The 17,650-nt window shown below is 59.2% G+C and carries 16 protein-coding genes; 5 read left to right on the top strand and 11 right to left on the bottom strand.

The features are described from left to right. Nucleotides 1-15: 15 nt before the first annotated feature. Genes I6E81_RS00870 through I6E81_RS00860 form a run of 3 tightly spaced genes read left to right on the top strand, consistent with a single transcriptional unit; the run spans nt 16 to nt 2,922 of the window. Nucleotides 16-1,092 (top strand): ubiquinol-cytochrome c reductase iron-sulfur subunit, encoded by a 1,077-nt coding sequence (locus I6E81_RS00870; RefSeq protein WP_197105546.1) that lies wholly within the window; start codon nt 16-18, stop codon nt 1,090-1,092. Beyond that, nucleotides 1,089-2,705 (top strand): ubiquinol-cytochrome c reductase cytochrome b subunit, encoded by a 1,617-nt coding sequence (locus I6E81_RS00865; protein ID WP_197105545.1) that lies wholly within the window; start codon nt 1,089-1,091, stop codon nt 2,703-2,705. The genes I6E81_RS00870 and I6E81_RS00865 overlap by 4 nt, the downstream gene beginning before the upstream one ends. Next, the gene (locus I6E81_RS00860; RefSeq protein ID WP_197105544.1) at nt 2,692-2,922 is read left to right on the top strand and encodes a hypothetical protein; all 231 of its coding nucleotides are present in this window, start codon (nt 2,692-2,694) and stop codon (nt 2,920-2,922) included. The genes I6E81_RS00865 and I6E81_RS00860 overlap by 14 nt, the downstream gene beginning before the upstream one ends. A 659-nt stretch (nt 2,923-3,581) precedes the next feature. Here I6E81_RS00860 and I6E81_RS00850 read toward each other — a convergent pair. From I6E81_RS00850 to I6E81_RS00825, 6 genes are all read right to left on the bottom strand, one after another. Then, a complete protein-coding gene (locus I6E81_RS00850; protein WP_231603832.1) occupies nt 3,582-4,040 on the bottom strand; it encodes a GNAT family N-acetyltransferase in 459 nt (152 codons plus the stop codon). Further along, nucleotides 4,009-4,431, bottom strand: coding sequence for a cytochrome c oxidase subunit 4 (locus tag I6E81_RS00845; protein ID WP_197105542.1), 423 nt, complete (start codon nt 4,429-4,431; stop codon nt 4,009-4,011). Before I6E81_RS00845 ends, I6E81_RS00850 begins: the two co-directional genes overlap by 32 nt. 3 nt (nt 4,432-4,434) lie before the next feature. Further along, nucleotides 4,435-6,114, bottom strand: a complete 1,680-nt coding sequence (gene ctaD / locus I6E81_RS00840; protein ID WP_197105541.1) for a cytochrome c oxidase subunit I — start codon at nt 6,112-6,114, stop codon at nt 4,435-4,437. A gap of 5 nt (nt 6,115-6,119) precedes the next feature. Next, a complete protein-coding gene (gene coxB / locus I6E81_RS00835; RefSeq protein ID WP_197105540.1) occupies nt 6,120-6,998 on the bottom strand; it encodes a cytochrome c oxidase subunit II in 879 nt (292 codons plus the stop codon). Nucleotides 6,999-7,114: 116 nt separating this feature from the next. Further along, nucleotides 7,115-7,471, bottom strand: a complete 357-nt coding sequence (locus tag I6E81_RS00830) for an iron-sulfur cluster assembly accessory protein (protein ID WP_197105539.1) — start codon at nt 7,469-7,471, stop codon at nt 7,115-7,117. 9 nt (nt 7,472-7,480) lie between these two features. Continuing rightward, nucleotides 7,481-8,899 carry a dipeptidase gene (locus I6E81_RS00825; protein WP_197105538.1) on the bottom strand — a complete coding sequence of 473 codons (1,419 nt, stop codon included), beginning with the start codon at nt 8,897-8,899 and terminating at the stop codon, nt 7,481-7,483. Nucleotides 8,900-8,937: 38 nt separating this feature from the next. Between I6E81_RS00825 and I6E81_RS00820 the strand changes: the two genes are divergently transcribed. After that, nucleotides 8,938-9,519 (top strand): DUF3043 domain-containing protein, encoded by a 582-nt coding sequence (locus I6E81_RS00820; protein ID WP_197105537.1) that lies wholly within the window; start codon nt 8,938-8,940, stop codon nt 9,517-9,519. Between the two features lie 32 nt (nt 9,520-9,551). On the opposite strand, the gene I6E81_RS00815 is transcribed toward I6E81_RS00820, so the two are convergent. The 3 genes from I6E81_RS00815 to hisD are packed head-to-tail and all read right to left on the bottom strand — an operon-like array spanning nt 9,552 to nt 12,434. After that, a complete protein-coding gene (locus I6E81_RS00815) occupies nt 9,552-10,586 on the bottom strand; it encodes a quinone-dependent dihydroorotate dehydrogenase (RefSeq protein WP_197105536.1) in 1,035 nt (344 codons plus the stop codon). 52 nt (nt 10,587-10,638) lie between these two features. Next, nucleotides 10,639-11,100: a transcriptional regulator NrdR gene (gene nrdR / locus I6E81_RS00810; RefSeq protein WP_197105535.1), complete on the bottom strand. Its 462-nt coding sequence runs from the start codon at nt 11,098-11,100 to the stop codon at nt 10,639-10,641. 20 nt (nt 11,101-11,120) lie between these two features. After that, the gene (gene hisD, locus I6E81_RS00805; protein WP_197105534.1) at nt 11,121-12,434 is read right to left on the bottom strand and encodes a histidinol dehydrogenase; all 1,314 of its coding nucleotides are present in this window, start codon (nt 12,432-12,434) and stop codon (nt 11,121-11,123) included. Between the two features lie 67 nt (nt 12,435-12,501). On the opposite strand from hisD, the gene I6E81_RS00800 reads away from it, so the two are divergent. Then, a complete protein-coding gene (locus I6E81_RS00800) occupies nt 12,502-13,017 on the top strand; it encodes a flavin reductase family protein (protein ID WP_197105533.1) in 516 nt (171 codons plus the stop codon). A gap of 16 nt (nt 13,018-13,033) precedes the next feature. Here I6E81_RS00800 and dnaE read toward each other — a convergent pair whose 3' ends face one another. Together dnaE and I6E81_RS00790 are read right to left on the bottom strand one after the other, a co-directional pair. Continuing rightward, nucleotides 13,034-16,552, bottom strand: a complete 3,519-nt coding sequence (gene dnaE, locus I6E81_RS00795; protein ID WP_197107106.1) for a DNA polymerase III subunit alpha — start codon at nt 16,550-16,552, stop codon at nt 13,034-13,036. Between the two features lie 67 nt (nt 16,553-16,619). Further along, nucleotides 16,620-17,540 carry an RluA family pseudouridine synthase gene (locus I6E81_RS00790; RefSeq protein WP_197105532.1) on the bottom strand — a complete coding sequence of 307 codons (921 nt, stop codon included), beginning with the start codon at nt 17,538-17,540 and terminating at the stop codon, nt 16,620-16,622. Nucleotides 17,541-17,650: the final 110 nt, after the last annotated feature.

Raw genomic sequence — 17,650 nt, 5'->3', positions numbered from 1 at the left:
GTTGAAGGGATAAGAATGGCAGACGACCACGGCGATACCGCCGGCAGCACCGCTGCGGGTAAGGACGTCGAGCAGCACGGGGCTCCTGCGCACAGCGCAGGTACCGCCGTCGTCGCAACCGACGAGGTGCCCAACCCTGGGTTTCCCCCGCATCGCCCCCGCGTAACGGATCTCGACCCCAAGGTCGACAAGCAACAGGAACGCCACGTTTCGACGCTGTTCCTCCTTTCCATCGTGGGAAGTGTGCTTGCCGTTGTCGCTTACTTCGTGTTCCCGATTGAGCCAGGAAATATGCAGTCGGTGCGTAACAACACCCTGTTCCTGGGTCTCGGCATAACACTGGGGCTGCTCGGTATCGGCATCGGTGCCGTTCACTGGTCCAAGGCTCTTATGCAGGGTCACGACCTTGTTGAGCAGCGCCACGGCACGCGAGGCAGCGAAGAAACTCGCGCCAAAGCCGTCGAGGTGTTCACTCTCGGCAACAAAGACTCCGGATTCGGCCGTCGCACCCTGTTGCGTCGCTCCCTCATCGGTGCCCTCGTTGTCACCCCGCTTCCCGCGATCGTGCTGTTCCGTGACCTAGCTCCGGCTGACGACCCGGTAGCTCTTCTCAAGCACACCTTCTGGGAAGAGGGCATGCGCTTGACGCGTGACCCCAGCGGAACCCCCATCAAGGCATCGGACCTCACCATTGGTTCGGCCTTCCAAGTGATCCCTGAAGGCCTCAACGACTCTGAGCACCGCATCGAGGAGAAGGCGAAAGCCTCCGTTCTCCTCGTTCGCCTCAAGCCTGAAGACCTCGAGGTCTCGGAGGGTCGCGAAGACTGGAACTACGACGGCATCGTCGCTTACTCCAAAATTTGCACCCACGTTGGATGCCCGGTGGCACTCTACGAACAGCAGACGCATCACTTGCTGTGCCCGTGCCACCAATCACAGTTCGACATCAAGCGCGAAGCAGCCGTGATCTTCGGCCCAGCGAAGCGTCCACTTCCGCAATTGCCGATCACGGTCGACTCAGAGGGCTACCTCATCGCTAAGAGCGACTTCACTGAGCCCATCGGACCAAGCTTCTGGGAGCGCAAGCTATGACAACCACCCCCACCCAGGACGCACAGCCCAAGACACGCGGACAGCGTTTCACGGGAGCTGCAGCCAACTACATTGACGAGCGCACCAGCATTTCTGGGCTCGTCAAAGAGGTAGGTCGCAAGATCTTCCCCGACCACTGGTCGTTCATGCTCGGAGAGGTTGCTCTCTACAGCTTCATCGTGATTCTTCTTTCGGGAACGTTCCTGACGTTCTTCTTCGAAGCGTCGATGGTTGAAGTCCACTACGAGGGTTCTTACGCACCGCTCAAGGGAATCGAAATGTCAGCCGCCATGGCGTCGACACTAGACATCTCCTTCGACATCCGCGGCGGACTCTTGATGCGCCAGATCCACCACTGGGCAGCGCTGCTGTTCGTGGCCTCGATCGGTCTGCACATGCTCCGCGTGTACTTCACCGGCGCGTTCCGCAAGCCGCGTGAGATCAACTGGTTCATCGGCTTCGTACTCTTCGTACTCGCCATGGCAGAGGGCTTCACCGGCTACTCGCTCCCCGACGACCTGCTTTCCGGTAACGGTCTGCGCATCATCGACGGAATGGTCAAGGGAATCCCGGTCATCGGCACGTGGATCTCTTACCTGCTGTTTGGTGGAGAGTTCCCCGGCGTCGACATCGTCAGTCGCTTGTACATCCTGCACATCATGCTGCTGCCGGCGATCATCATCGCTGCAATCGGTATTCACATGCTGCTGCTCGTGATCAACAAGCACACCCAGTTCGCTGGCCCCGGTCGCACCAACGACAACGTCGTCGGTTCGCCCGTCATGCCTGGCTTCGCTGCGAAGGCTGGTGGATTCTTCTTCATCATCTTCGGTGTCATCACGCTGATCGCATCCACGTTCTCGATCAACCCCGTGTGGGTCTACGGCCCCTACGACCCCTCCCCTGTTTCGGCAGGTACCCAACCTGACTGGTACATCGGATTCGCCGACGGCGCTCTCCGACTCGTTCCGCCGGGGTGGGAAACCGAGTGGTTCGGCTTCACGTGGTCGTTCAACATCATCGCGCCGCTGGTGATTCTGGGACTCTTCATCGCCATCGTGGCCTTCTACCCCTTCATCGAGGCGTGGGTTACTGGCGACAAGCGTGAGCACCACATCGCTGACCGTCCCCGTAACGCTCCGACCCGTACCGCTATCGGTGCAGCCGGCGTCACGTTCTACGCAGTCCTCTGGGCCGCCGCGAGCTCTGACCTCATAGCAACTCACTTCAAGTTATCTATCGAAGGCGTTATCCACTCCTGCCAGGCTCTCCTTATCTTCGGGCCGATCATTGCGTACTTCCTCACGAAGCGTGTGTGCATCGGGCTCCAGAAGAAGGACCGCGAGATCGCTCTTCACGGTTACGAGTCGGGTCGTATTGTGCGCCTGCCGCACGGTGAATACATTGAGGTGCACGAGCAGCTCGACGACTACGAACTGTGGAAGCTCGTCAGCTACGACGACTACAAGCCGCTCATGGTGCGTCCGGATGCTCAAGGCCGCATCACCGTCGGACAGAAGTTCCGAGCGTCAGTGTCTCGCTGGTTCTTCGAAGACCGCATCGCGCCGGTCTCGCAGAAGGAAATCGAACAGTCCAAGGATGAGCACCACTAAAGCTGCTCCCCGCTACGACTGCTGTGGGCCTCGCCGAATTCATTTCGGCGGGGCCCACACTCGTTTAGGCACTCGGATGCCGCGCCGGTTGCTCCCCCACCGCGGGCCGGCAGGAGTCCGCTCCACCGCACACGTCACCGTGCGCCGACTCGCTCACGCCATGGCCGGCGACGGCGGCTCAACGCTGCTCAGCCAGGCCGCCGGACTGCCGGAGTGAGGGACTGCTGCTCCACCCGTGCGGTTGCTAACTAGCCCGCGGAACAGCTTCGGAGACCTGATCTGATTGTCTATGCGGTCAATCCGCGACGCGATTAGTCCGCGACGCCAGAAACGCTCTGGCGCCGATCGGACACCTCGGTAGCCGGGGCTGGATTTCCCCTGTCGTCACCGCACGCGTGCCGCATCGCTCCCATACGCGCAGACGCAGAGTGCGGCACACAGGGAACTGGGCACGGCCTGGCACGGCACGGCCTGGCACGGCCTCGCACTACTGCACGGCCTGGCGCAACCCGACACGGTTCGACACAGCAGGCAGCATCGCATGGCATGGCATGGCCTCGCATGGCCTGGCCTCGCATGGCCTGGCCTCGCATGGCCTGGCCTCGCATGGCCTGGCCCGGCACGGCCCGACCGGGGAGACGGCACGGCGCCACGGGCCTCTGCGCAGCTCGGAAGCAACCCTCTGCAGCCCCTAGTGGCCTATTGACGTGGCATGTGTGGCCGGCCGCGACGCCGATTCCAAAGTCGCGTCGCCCCGTGAGCATCCTGAGCCCCAGCACCCGACACCCAACACCCAACAGTGATCCGGGCACAGACTTCCACGGAAGCAAAAGACGGCGCGGACGCAGTTGGGGACGCTAGAGTCCCGTGGAGTTACTAAAAGACGCGCTTGAGAAAGTCCGCCGTCGACATGTAGCCGATGCGCTCAAAGAAGTCTGCAGAGCCGCGGCTGGGCACCGTGAGCTGGCGCACGCCACGCTCGAGACATACAGCCTCGACAGCTTCCACTAGTCGCGTACCGATTCCGGTGCTCTGAACAGTGCTATCAACAACGAGCTCCTGTAGTTGAGCGGAGCTGCCGTTGGTGTGCAGCAGGTGCGCAATCGTCGCGAAAGCGTAGCCGACGACGGCACTTTCCGATTTCTCGGCAACGAGGAGGAGCGTTGTCGCCCGGTCATCGACAGCATGTACAAATGCGGAGTCAAATGCCGACCGGTCCGGTGCGTACTCAGTTCCGAGTTGCTTGAGCAACTCGAACACTGAGGCAGCGTCGTTGGCGGTGGCAGGGCGAATCTGCACCGACTTAGCGGGCGAAGTATCCGCGGTAGTACTCATACGTCCACCCTACGAGGCTAACGACGAGGATACCTCCGCCGATGAATGCAATCCAGGCTCCAATGGCAACGCCCAGGAACACGAGCGAAGCAGCGCCGGCGAGAACGATCGGCCACCAGCTCCACGGGCTGTAGTGCCCTTGCTCGGCGTCGCCATCTTCGATATTGGCGTCGAGGCGATCCTCAGCGAGTTCGCCGCCCTGAGCTGCGTGCACCTTGCTCAGGTAGAAACCGATGAGAAGGAACAGGAGCCCGCTCAGCAGGAGAGCAATGGTGCCCACCCACTCGATGCGCTGGTGACTTGCGTCCAGTAGCGACCACACCGTGTACAGCCCTGAGAGGAGAAGGAAGAAGACGGTCAGAATCCAGTAGAGCTTGACGTTTGCATTCATCGGTTACTTCACCTTCTCGTCTGCGAGGTCGTAGACCGGTGCGTCAGGCGCATCCTTGCCTGGACCGATGCCAACAGGGATACCCGCTTCGGGGTGGTTGAGGTCGAATGCCGGAGATTCTGAACGAATTCGTGGGATCGACGTGAAGTTGTGTCGCGGAGGCGGGCAGCTTGTGGCCCACTCGAGCGAGCGTCCGTAGCCCCATGGGTCGTTGACAGTGACCTTAGGCGCCTTGCGCGTGGTCATGTACACGTTGAAGAGGAACGGGATCATCGACACTGCGAGGATGAACGCACCGATGGTTGACACCTGGTTCATCCACGTAACACCATCTTCAGCAAGGTAGGTGCGGTAACGACGCGGAAGCGCGACTACACCGGCCCAGTGCTGGATGAGGAACGTCATGTGGAAGCCGATGAAAAGCAACCAGAAGTGAATCTTGCCGAGACGCTCGTTGAGCATCTTGCCGGTCCACTTGGGCCACCAGAAGTAGAAACCGCTGAACATGGCGAACACGACGGTTCCAAATACGACGTAGTGGAAGTGAGCCACAACGAAGTACGTGTCAGAGACGTGGAAGTCGAGCGGCGGGCTAGCGAGGATAACACCGGTGAGTCCACCGAAAGTGAAGGTCACGAGGAAGCCAATAGCCCAGAGCATTGGCGTTTCGAACGTGATGGAGCCCCGCCACATTGTGCCAACCCAGTTGAAGATCTTCACCCCTGTAGGCACTGCGATAAGCATTGTCATCAGAGAGAAGAACGGGAGCAACACAGAGCCCGTGACGTACATGTGGTGAGCCCACACCGTTACGGACAGCGCAGCAATCGAGATTGTTGCGTAGACCAGAGTGGTGTACCCGAAGATCGGCTTGCGGCTGAAGACCGGGAATACTTCAGAGACGATTCCGAAGAACGGAAGCGCAATGATGTACACCTCGGGGTGGCCGAAGAACCAGAAGAGATGCTGCCACAACAGAACTCCACCATTGGCGGGGTCATAGATATGAGCGTCGAACACCCGGTCAGCACCGAGACCAAACATGGCCGCGGCCAAAACGGGGAACGCCATCAGGATCAGCAGCGACGTCACGAGGGTGTTCCAGGTGAAGATCGGCATGCGGAACATCGTCATGCCAGGAGCGCGCATCGTGATGATCGTAGTGATGAAGTTCACGCCACCCAAGATGGTACCGAAACCGCTCATCGCGAGACCGAATACCCAGAGGTTTCCACCGATTCCCGGGGAGAACGTGGTGCTGGAAAGCGGTGCGTAGGCGAACCAACCGAATGATGCCGCGCCCTGCGGGGTGAGGAATCCAGCGACAGCAATCAGCGAACCGAAGCTGTAGAGCCAGTAGGCGAATGCGTTCAGTCGCGGGAAGGCAACGTCGGGAGCACCGATCTGAAGCGGCATGAGTACGTTCGCGAACCCAGCAAACAACGGGGTAGCAAACATCAGCAACATGATCGTGCCGTGCATGGTGAACAACTGGTTGTACTGCTCACCCGTTGCCACGATCGACAGTCCCGGCTCAAAGAGCTGGGCGCGGATGACAAGCGCCATCACACCGCCGAGAAGGAAGTAGAAGAAAGAAGTGATCAGGTACATGTACCCGATTGTTTTGTGGTCGGTCGAGGTGATCCAGTTCACCAAGACGTTGCCCTTACGTTCGACGCTCATGAGCCCTATTCCTCGTCGCTGCTGCCGTTGCCGGGCAAGTTCTGGTTGACGTTGTAATCGAGACCGAGTTGACCCTCGAAGCCAGCAGCACGCTGGGCGTCAATGTAGTCCTCGTACTCAGCCTCGGAGACGACCTTCACAGTGAAGAGCATGAGCGAGTGGTATTCACCACACAGCTCAGCGCACTTGCCCTGATAGGTGCCTTCCTTGGTGGGGATGAAGTACATGTAGTTGGTCTTGCCTGGCAGCATGTCCTTCTTGTACAAGAAGTCCACGACCCAGAACGAGTGAGCGACGTCGCGCGCCTCAACCTTGATCTCGACCTTCTTGTCGACAGGGAGAACCAGTTGGGGCAACGAGTCAACGTTGATGGTGCCATCCGGGTTGAAGTCTGCTTGAACACCGGGGCTGTAGACGTTTTCGTCAATGTAGTTGAAGTCCCACGCCCAGCGCTTTCCAATGACCTCAATCTGAACATCCGGGTTAACTTCAACAGCTTCAATAGCCGCCTGGTCACGCGCGGTGAAGGCGAAGAAGCCCAGAACCAAGATGAGCGGTACAACCGTGTAGAAGATCTCAATCGGCATGTTGTAACGGAGCTGGACCGGAAGACCGGTCTGTCCGCGACGACGGCGGTACACAACCGCTGCCCAGATGATGAGGCCCCAGGTGATGACACCAACGACCAGCAGAACGATCCACGATGTGACCCAGAGGCCAATCACGCTACTCGTGTGGTTGGTGGTGTCTGGACTTCCTGGCAAATATCCCTGCAACTGGTCCTGAGTACAGCCGGTCAGGACCAACATCGTAACCAGAGCGAGTGGGATCGCTGCCAATCGAATTCGGCGGTTAGAGCGCACCTGTGACCTCTCGAAGAACACGGACTAATACCTTTCCAGTGTATATGCAGCGAGAGGGGGTAGTGATTACCGGCTCGCCCCGCACAAGCGAAAAGGTGCACCGAATCGGCGCACCTTCTCAAAAAATTGCTATGAAATTAGTGGAAACTGTCGCCACAGGCACAACTGCCCTCGGCGTTGGGGTTGTCAATAGTGAACCCCTGCTTCTCGATCGTGTCTTCAAAATCGATGCTCGCACCGTCGAGGTACGGAACACTCATTTTGTCGACGACTACCTCGACACCCTCACCGAAGTCACGACTCACGTCGCCGTCGAGGAAGCGCTCGTCGAAGTAGAGCTGATAGATGAGTCCCGAGCATCCGCCCGGCTGAACGGCAAGCCGAAGACGCAAGTCATCGCGCCCCTCTTGCGACATGAGGCTACGAACCTTGTTCGAGGCAGCCTCAGTCAGTGCAACACCGTGGGTGTCAGTTTCAACAGCGGAATCAGTCATGACGTAATTCTACGCCCGACGTTCCAACTTTGCGAGCAGCAGCGCCTCCGTGAGGATAGCCCGCTTGAAAACGCCAAGGTGAAGCGACTCGTTGGGGCTGTGCGCCCGCGACTCGGGATCTTCGACTCCAGTCACAAGAATCTGGGCTTCAGGAAAAACTTCGACAAGATCCGAAATGAACGGAATAGAGCCGCCAATTCCAGTCTCAAGCGGTTCGTTTCCCCACGCCTCGCGCATGGCTGACTTCACGACGTCTACAGCCCACCCGCTCGTATCGACGAGGAAAGGGCTACCCGTGTCGACGTCGGAAATTTCGAGATGCGCACCGAAGGGCGCGTGGGATTCGAGGTGGCTGCGAAGCGCTTCGAACGCGTCATCCGCATCCTGTCCAGGGGCAATTCGTGCACTCACCTTGACTGTGACAGTGGGCGCCAACGTGTTTGACGCGTTCTGGACGCTAGGCGCATCGATCCCGGTAACAGTGATTGCCGGCTTGTCCCACAATCGACTCAGCACACTTCCCGAACCCACTGAGGTGACGCCCTCGAGCAACCCTGCCTCGTGACGAAGTTTTTCTTCACTGAACTCCGGAGTCTCGGATTCACGACTCGTCAACCCCTGAACAGCGACAGCACCGTTCTTGTCGTGAAGGGTCGCCAGCAGTTTGATGGTCGCAAGCATCGCATCCGGAACCGCTCCCCCGAACATTCCCGAGTGAGAGGCGTGCGCCAACGTGGACACCTTAAGCTTGAAGGTCACGTTGCCACGGAGGCCGACCGTGAGCGACGGCGTGTTCACATCCCAATTGTCGGAGTCAGCAACCACGATCACATCAGCCGCGAGCTTGTCGCGGTTCTCGACGATGAAGTTAGCAAACGACCGCGAACCGAACTCCTCTTCGCCCTCGAAGAAAGCAACAAGGCCGAGATCAAAGTCGGGCCCAACGGTGTCGACGAAAGCGCGGATCGCCGCAACATGCGCCATGATCCCCGCCTTGTCATCAGCCGCGCCGCGACCGTAGAGACGATCACCGCGCACTGTCGGCTCGAAGGGAGGCGAATCCCAATCGGCATCCTGACCGGGAGGCTGCACATCGTGGTGCGCATACAAGAGAATGGTGGGCTTTCCGTTCTTCGCCTTGCGCGTGGCAAGCACAGCCGGATGCCCGAGCGTGTCGCCATCGATCGGCGCCTGAGCCAGCTCAACGGTGTCGAAAATTCCAATGCCGTCGATCAACGCTCGCGCAGCTTCAGCACTGCGAGCGACCTGATCTGCATCGAAGCCATCCCATGACACTGAAGGGATGCGAACCAACGTTGACAACTCCGCAATCGTGGCCGGTAAAGCGCCATCGACAGCCTCAGTTAGAGCAACGAGCAAAGGATCGGGAGTCGTCGACGCTGACGTCGGCTGCGGCGTGTGAGTCATACGAGTAATCTTAGATTGACACCAACGCAAGGAACCCCGTGGCAAAAACATCTTCGACCGAAAACACTCCCAATCCTGAGAACTCCGACGCGAACGACAGCGTCAGTTCCGGCAAAGGACGTCCCACCCCCACGCGCAAAGAACGTGAGGCCGCAAACCTTCGCCCGCTGGTCTCCAACGACCGCAAAGAAGCTAAGCGTACCGCTCGGGCCCAAATGCAGGTCGAACGCGAACGAGCTCGCGTGGGCATGGCGAACGGTGAAGAAAAATACCTGCCGATCCGCGACCGCGGTCCGCAGAAGCGTTTCGTGCGCGACTACGTAGACGCGCGCTTTAACGTGGGCGAGCTGCTTGTCCCCGTGATGTTCGCCGTGATTATCCTCACGTTCATCAACGACCCCACGATTCAAGCCCTCGGCTTGCTCTTCCTGTGGGGCTTCTTCATCATCGCCGCAATCGACGCCGTTCTACTCGGACTGCGCTTGCGCAAACTGATCAACGCCAAATTTGGTGAGTCTCGCGCCGAGCGCGTGCGCTGGTACGCCGCGATGCGTTCGCTTCAGCTGCGCATCATGCGTTTGCCGAAGCCTCAGGTGAAGCGCGGCCAGTTCCCGAGCTAGTCACGACGCCGGCCGGTTCCTGAGGGAATCGGCTATGCAGCGTTCTCTGCGCGAAACAGTTTCGAGAGACCGCGATTGATTGAGCGCGCCCACAACGGGCCGCGATAAATGAAGCCTGTGTAGCCCTGAACGAGCGTCGCTCCCTCGCGGAGACGCTCAGCGACATCCGCAGCCGTTTCGACGCCGCCCACTGAAATCACACAGAAATCGGCGGGAACAACGGCGCGAATTACGCGCAAAAGCTCGAGCGAGCGAGCAGCGACAGGCTTGCCCGACACTCCCCCGGCTCCGGCGGCCTCAACGACGTCGACAGGGGTCGCAAGGCCCTCACGCGACAGGGTCGTGTTCGTGGCGATGATGCCGTCGAGTTCGTCGACCGCAAGCTGAGCAATGGCCCGAGCCTCGTCATCCGAAACATCAGGGGCAATCTTGACCAGCACGGGAGTCTGGCCAGCAGCCGACTTGACCGCAACCAACAGCGGCTTGAGCTTGTCGATCTCCTGAAGGCCACGTAGCCCCGGAGTATTGGGGGAACTGACGTTCACCACTAAGTAGTCTGCGAGCGGCGCGAGGGCACGAGTGCTCGAGAGGTAGTCCGCAACGGCATCCTCGACGGCAACAACGCGCGACTTGCCGATGTTGATGCCGATGATCGGACGCCCCGGGCGTTTACGAGCGCGCTCAATCACCATCGAGGCTTTGGACGCCCCCGCATTATTGAAGCCCATACGGTTGATAACTCCGCGGTCGGCAACAAGCCGAAACAACCGCGGCTTGGGGTTGCCAGGCTGCGGTAACGCCGTAATCGTGCCGACTTCAACATGGCTGAAGCCCAATTGTCCGAGCCCGTGGATGCCGGAACCCGACTTATCGAAGCCTGCTGCGACACCGAACGGTGAATCAAAGGTCAGCCCCAGAGCTTTCACCTGAAGCGCAGGATCCACCGGACGCTGCAGTAGCGTGCCCACACCAATCACCGGAAGCACCTTGATCACCGAAAAGGCCAGCGAATGAGCAAACTCAGGGTCGAGTCGTTTGAGAACAGTGCGGAAAAAGAAGTCGTACATAGCTAACGGTGCTCTCAGCGATAGAAGGCGGGAAACAGCGAAACCGGATGGTTTAGTTAGAAGCGGTGCCGTGATCCAACCGCAGTTGGCTAATAGCAGCATCAAAATCGTCGAGCGAGTCAAACGCCTGATAAACGCTCGCGAAACGCAAGTAGGCGACCTCGTCGAGATCGCGCAGCGGCGAAAGAATCGCTAGGCCGATCTCGTTGGCATCAATCTGAGCAGCGCCTGTCGCACGAATGGCCTCTTCAACCTTCTGCGCCAACACTGCGAGGTCAGTATCCGTGACCGGGCGCCCCTGGCACGCCTTGCGCACGCCGCTCACGATCTTCTCGCGGCTAAAGGACTCGACAACACCGTTGCGTTTGATGACGTTCAACGAAGCGGTCTCGGTGGTCGAGAAACGGCGACCGCACTCGGGGCACTGCCGGCGACGACGAATCGAAAGACCATCATCGCTGGTGCGCGAATCAACAACCCTGCTGTCAGGATGCCTACAAAAAGGGCAATACATAATGCCTTAAGAGTACCCGCTTAGCGGTCGCGGAATCGTTCACTCACAGCCGAACCGTGGGCAGGAAGATCCTCAGCAGAACTCAACGCCACAATGTGCGGCTCCAGCTCGCGGAGAGCGTCATGGCTGTAGCGAATGATCTGCTGCGGGCGAAGGAAGGTATACGCCCCGAGCCCGGAAGAGAAGCGAGATTGACCGCCTGTAGGAAGCACGTGATTGGAGCCAGCGAGGTAGTCCCCCAAGCTCACGGGTGATTGATCACCCAAGAAAATTGCTCCGGCGTTATCGATCATGTCGAGCACGGCACCAGACTCTTCCGTCTGAATCTCGAGGTGCTCCGGGCCATACGCATTGCTGAGCGCGGCAGCGGCTGCCATATCGCTCACGAGGACGATCGCTGATTGCTGGCCGTCGAGAGCGGCGCTCGCGCGAACGGAGTGCGGCGTCACGGCAAGCTGCTCGGCCAGGTGCGTGCGAACGGCATCCGCAAGTTCTTCTGAGTCTGTAACAAGCACGGCGGCCGCAAGTTCATCGTGCTCTGCTTGACTCAGCAAGTCGGCAGCAACGAGGCGCGGATCAGCAGAACCATCAGCGATAATCAAAATCTCGGTAGGGCCGGCCTCGGAATCGATGCCAACCACACCACGAACGGCACGTTTCGCCGCCGCTACGTAGACATTTCCCGGACCAGTGATGATGTCAACAGGGTCGAGCCCCAACTCCTGAACGCCATAGGCAAACGCGCCAATTGCACCGGCACCGCCCATCGCGTAGACCTCATCGACGCCAAGAAGACCGGCGGCGCCGAGGATCGTCGGGTGAACTGCTCCCCCAAACGCTCGTTGAGGCGGAGAGGCCAAGGCCACGGAAGAGACACCAGCGACCTGCGCCGGAACGACGTTCATGATCACACTCGACGGGTACACGGCCTTGCCGCCGGGAACGTAGAGACCGACCCGGTTGACAGGCTGCCAGCGCTGAATAATCTCGGCGCCGTCGCCCAACTGAGTCATCATCGCGGGCGGCACCTGCGCTTTGCTCGCAGTGCGCACTCGGTCGATTGCGAGTTCGAGAGCCTCGCGTACGGCAGGTTGGAGCGCCCGCGTGGCGCGAGTGATCTCATCCGCGTGAATTCGTACGCGCTCAGGAAGCACTCCATCGAGGCGCTCTGCTTGATCGAGCAACGCTTGCTCGCCGTGTTCGCGTACATCCTCAATCAGTTGGATGGCCGCGGCAGACGCAACAGACACGTCCATTTGGGCGCGAGGGATGACACGAGTGAGTTCCGCACGACTCAAAGCGGCGGACCGAAGATCAATAGTATTCAGCGACATAGCTCAACCATGCTAGTTCGTTATCTGCAAGGAATGCGCCTACTCCAATTAGGGTTGTAGCAAGCACATGGAAAATTCAGAAGTAGCAGACGGAATCGACGCCTTCAAAGGCGCCTTCAGACGACACGCAGCCGGCGTCGCAGTGATCACTTCGCTCGCGCCCGACGGCCACCCTGTCGGCTTCACCGCCACGTCTCTCGCCTCGCTTGCTGCCGTGCCACCGCTAGCCACCTTCAACATGGCTCAAGTCTCCAGTTCTTGGCCTGCCATCACCGTCGGCAACAGAGTTGCTATCCACATGCTCGGCCCGCGAAGCCGTCATCTGGCCGAGAAGATGGCGGCCGATCATGACCTGCGATTTGTGGGCGACCACTGGAGCCCAGGCGAACACGGCCTCCCGCTGCTTGAGGAAGCGACCGCGATCGCGATCGGACACATCATTGAAGTGCATCCCGTGCATAACAATGCGATTGTCGTCGTCGAAATCGACCACGGCACCCTTGGCACCGAAGACGAAGCATTGCTCTACCACGAACGCACTTATATGCGTCCCGTCGAGCTCACGGACGACGAGCAGCGCTAACGCGTTTCGTGCAGTCCTAGCCGAGGCAGCCCGGGCCAAGCAGCGACTTCAACTCTCCGTAGAGATCTGCCGAAACTTTCACCCGATACGGGAGCTCAAAGACCCGCGCAACATCGTCACGCACGAGGCGTAATCGCACCTCGATGTTTCCGGAATGACGGATGAGGACCTCGCCAAGTCCCGAAACAACCTCGGTCGTGGCTCGCTGTTCTTTTAGCGTCAGTACGATCGGCCCAGAACCCAAACTCGCACCTAGATCGGGCGAGAACATGCTCACTGCGTGCAGGTTCATGCCATCGTCGCGAGCACTCGCGCGACCGCGAACCACGACGATGGAGTCATTGACCAGCCCGGGCGCAAATTCTTGATAGGTCTTGCCCAAGAACATGACGTCGATTTCGCCGCCGAAGTCTTCGACGGTGACGATTCCGTACTGGTTACCGCTATTGCGGGCTACCCGATGTTGCACACTCGTCACCAACCCGGCGATCGAAACATGCTCGCCATCCGCGACCACGTCGCCCGAAAGCACCTCAGTGATGGTGAAGTCTTGATGCTTCGCCAGCTGAATCTCAAGACCCGATAGCGGGTGATCAGAAACATACAGGCCCAGCATTTCGCGCTCAAACGCGAGCTTGTCGCGCTTCGACCACTCCGGCCGCTCGGGAACGCCATCCTCGTCTTCGTTGAAATCGAAGATTCCGCCGAAGAGGTCTACTTGACCGTTGGCTTCGTTTCGTTTGAGGCTGACGGCTGAATCGCACGCGTCTTCGTGAATCTCCAACAGGCCACGACGGGTCGCCCCGAGCGAATCGAAGGCTCCCGACTTGATCAGAGACTCGACCGTGCGCTTGTTGGCGACTTGGATCGATACCTTCCGCAAGAAATCGTGGAACGATTCGAAGCGCTCCTTTTCAGTGCGCGCCCGAACGATTTGCTCCACAACCGCAGCGCCCACGTTGCGCACTGCTCCGAGACCGAATCGGATGTCGCCAGCCACAGCGGTGAAGTTCACCGTCGACTCGTTAACGTCTGGCGCCAGAACCTTGATGCCCATGCGACGGCACTCGCTCAAGTACATGCCCAGCTTGTCTTTGGAGTCACCAACACTCGTCAACAGCGCTGCCATGTATTCGGCGGGATAATTCGCCTTGAGGTACGCCGTCCAGTAGCTGAGCACGCCATAGCCGGCGCTGTGCGCCTTGTTGAAGGCGTAGTCGGCAAAGGGCATCAGGGTTTCCCAGAGGACCTTTACGGCCTCTTTACTGAAGCCGTTGTCGAGCATTCCGGTTTCGAAGCCGATGAACTGCTTGTCGAGTTCTTCCTTCTTCTTCTTACCCATTGCGCGACGCAAAACGTCGGCTTGACCCAGAGTGAAGCCTGCGACCTTTTGCGCCACAGACATCACTTGCTCTTGGTACACGATGAGGCCGAAGGTCGTGCCGAGAATTTCTTTCAGCGGCTCTTCAAGCTCGGGGTGGATCGCATCGATCCCTTCCAAGCCGTTCTTACGCAGCGCGTACTTGGTGTGGGAGTTCATGCCCATAGGACCCGGGCGGTACAGCGCGATTACAGCCGAGATGTCTTCGAAGTTGGTGGGTTTCAGCTGCTTGAGCAGCGCTCGCATGGGGCCGCCATCAAGCTGGAACACCCCGAGAGTGTCGCCTCGCGCCAGCAAATCGTACGTCTTCTGGTCGGCATCGAGATCGAGGTCTTCAATGATCAAAGGTGAACCAGTATTGGCAGCGATCATTTTGAGAGCATCTTCGATCACCGTGAGGTTACGAAGACCCAAGAAGTCCATCTTGATCAGGCCGAGGCTCTCCAACGGCGGCTGATCAAACTGGGTAATGATAGCGCCGTCATCTTCACGACGCATGATGGGAAGCACATCGAGCAATGGCTCTGCAGACAGCACAACGCCGGCGGCGTGCACACCCCACTGGCGCTTGAGTCCCTCGAGGCCAACAGCGGTTTCGAAGACCTTCGCCGCTTCATGGTCCGTATCGAGAATGCCCCGGATGTCGGCGGCTTCTTTGTACCGTGCCGCATCTTTATTGCGCACGTCGCCGAGGGAAATATCCTTTCCCATGATGGCGGGAGGCATCGCCTTCGTCAGCTTCTCACCGACCGAGTACGGCATTCCGAGCACGCGAGCGGAGTCTTTAAGAGCTTGCTTGGCTTTAATCGTTCCGTAGGTGACGATCTGCGCAACCCGGTCGTCACCATACTTGTCGGTGACATAGCGGATGACTTCGCCGCGGCGCCGGTCGTCAAAGTCGACGTCGACGTCGGGCATCGACACACGCTCGGGATTGAGGAAGCGCTCGAAGATTAGCCCGTGCGCAAGAGGGTCAAGTTCTGTGATGCCCACGGCATAGGACGCCATCGAGCCGGCGGCGGATCCACGCCCTGGTCCGACGCGGATGCCCTGGGACTTTGCCCATTCGATGAAGTCTGCGACCACCAAGAAGTAGCCGGGAAACCCCATCTGTTGAATGACATCGACCTCGTACTTCGCCTGGGCGAGGTGCGCGTCAGACGGTGCGTTGTTGAACCGTTTGTTCATGCCACGGGCGACCTCTTTTTCGAACCAGGTCGCCTCGGTCTCCCCTTCGGGAACAGGGAAACGTGGCATGAGGTCGCGGCCTTCGAAGCTGATCTCACTGCGTTCGGCAATAAGCAGCGTGTTGTCGCAGGCTTCAGGATGTTCGCGGAACAGCGACCGCATTTCAGCAGCCGTTTTAAGGTAAAACTCGCTCGAATCGAACTTGAAACGGTTCGGGTCGTCGAGCGTTGATGCCGACTGCACGCACAGGAGCGCGGCGTGTGCCGTGGCATCGTGAGCATGCGTGTAATGCAAGTCGTTCGTCGCGAGCAGAGGCATATCGAGCTCTTTAGCGAGCTTCAGAAGATCGAGCATTGTGCGGCGCTCGATATCGATGCCATGATCCATGATTTCAGCGAAGAAGTTTTCTTTGCCGAAAATGTCTTGGAACTCAGCCGCGGCTATTTTCGCCTCGTCGTACAGGCCAAGGCGGAGCTTCGTCTGAACTTCGCCACCGACACAGCCGGTTGTGGCGGTAATGCCCTTGGAGTACTCGCTCAGAAGTTCGCGGTCCATTCGAGGCTTGAAATAAAAACCTTCAATAGATGCTCGTGACGACAGCCGAAAGAGGTTGTGCATGCCTTCGTTGTTCTGGGCAAGCAATGTCATGTGGGTGTAAGCACCACTACCACCGACGTCATCACGCGTCTGGTGGCTACCGCCCCAACGCACCCGCGTCTTATCTCTTCGCGACGTGCCAGGGGTGACGTATGCCTCTGTGCCGATAATGGGCTTGATGCCGCGGGCTGTCGCCTGTTTCCAGAAGTCGTAAGCGCCGAACATGTTGCCATGGTCAGTGATGGCGATCGCGGGCATGCCCTGCTCAACAGCGGCATCCAAGAGCGGACCGACGCGAGCCGCTCCGTCGAGCATCGAGTACTCACTATGAACGTGCAAATGCACAAACGAGTCGTTATTGGCAGCCAAAGACACTCCGAATTCTTTCGAAATCCAGCCTAAGCCAGCGGGCCGACGAGACTATAACTGACGCGCCCTAGTCGGCTCGAAGCACCTCAAGTGCTGCCTGAAGGTCAGCCGGATACGGCGACTCGAACGAGACCTGTTCGCCCGTTGCGGGATGGGCAAAACCGAGCTTATGGGCATGCAACCACTGCCGCGTTAGTCCCAGCCGCGTCGAAATCGTGGGGTCGGCACCGTACATGGTGTCCCCGACACAGGGATGCCGTTGCGCGGCCATATGAACACGGATTTGATGCGTGCGCCCGGTCTCTAAGTGCACCTCGACCAGAGCGGCCGACGGGAACGCTTCCAACGTTTCGTAGTGGGTAATCGAGTCTTTGCCGCCCGAGACCACTGCAAATTTCCAGCTGGAGCCCGGATGACGCCCGATCGGCGCATCGATGGTGCCGGCGAGCGGGTCGGGGTGCCCCTGCACGACAGAGTGATAGATCTTGCTGACTTCACGGTCATGAAATGCACGCTTGAGTTCGGTGTAGGCCAGCTCAGACTTCGCGACCACCATGAGACCACTTGTTCCAGCATCTAGACGGTGGACGACTCCGGCACGCTCTGCGGCACCCGAGGTCGAAATGCGGTAACCCGCACCTGCTAGCGCGCCAAGTACCGTAACGCCATCCCAGCCAATTGAAGGGTGCGCCGCCACTCCGGCTGGCTTATCGACAACAACAATGTGCTCGTCGTCGTAGATAATGCCAAGAGAGTCAAGAACTACGGGGACGATCTGAGGCTCGGTCTTGGAAACCCACGATACTTCGAGCCAGGAACCGTCAACGAGGCGGTCAGACTTACCGACGGCAACACCATCCATCGTCACTCCGCCGCCCGCCGCTACCTCAGCGGCGAAGGTGCGGGAGAAACCCAGCAGTTTGGCGAGAGCTGCGTCGACGCGCTGCCCCGCAAGGCCCTCAGGAACCGGCAAGCTTCGGGTTTCCATGATGCTCCTTGATAGTGATGCGTTTAAACGGACGTGCCGCACTCCCCCAGCGCGGCTGGGATTGGTGCGAACACAGCAAAAGCCGCCAGCGGCGGCGGAGCCTAAGCTCT

Origin of the sequence: Salinibacterium sp. NG22 (assembly GCF_015864925.1) — a bacterium.
Lineage (GTDB): Bacteria > Actinomycetota > Actinomycetes > Actinomycetales > Microbacteriaceae > Rhodoglobus.
Note: the sequence above shows the minus strand (reverse complement) of the source record. Positions and strands in the feature narration are given on the sequence as shown.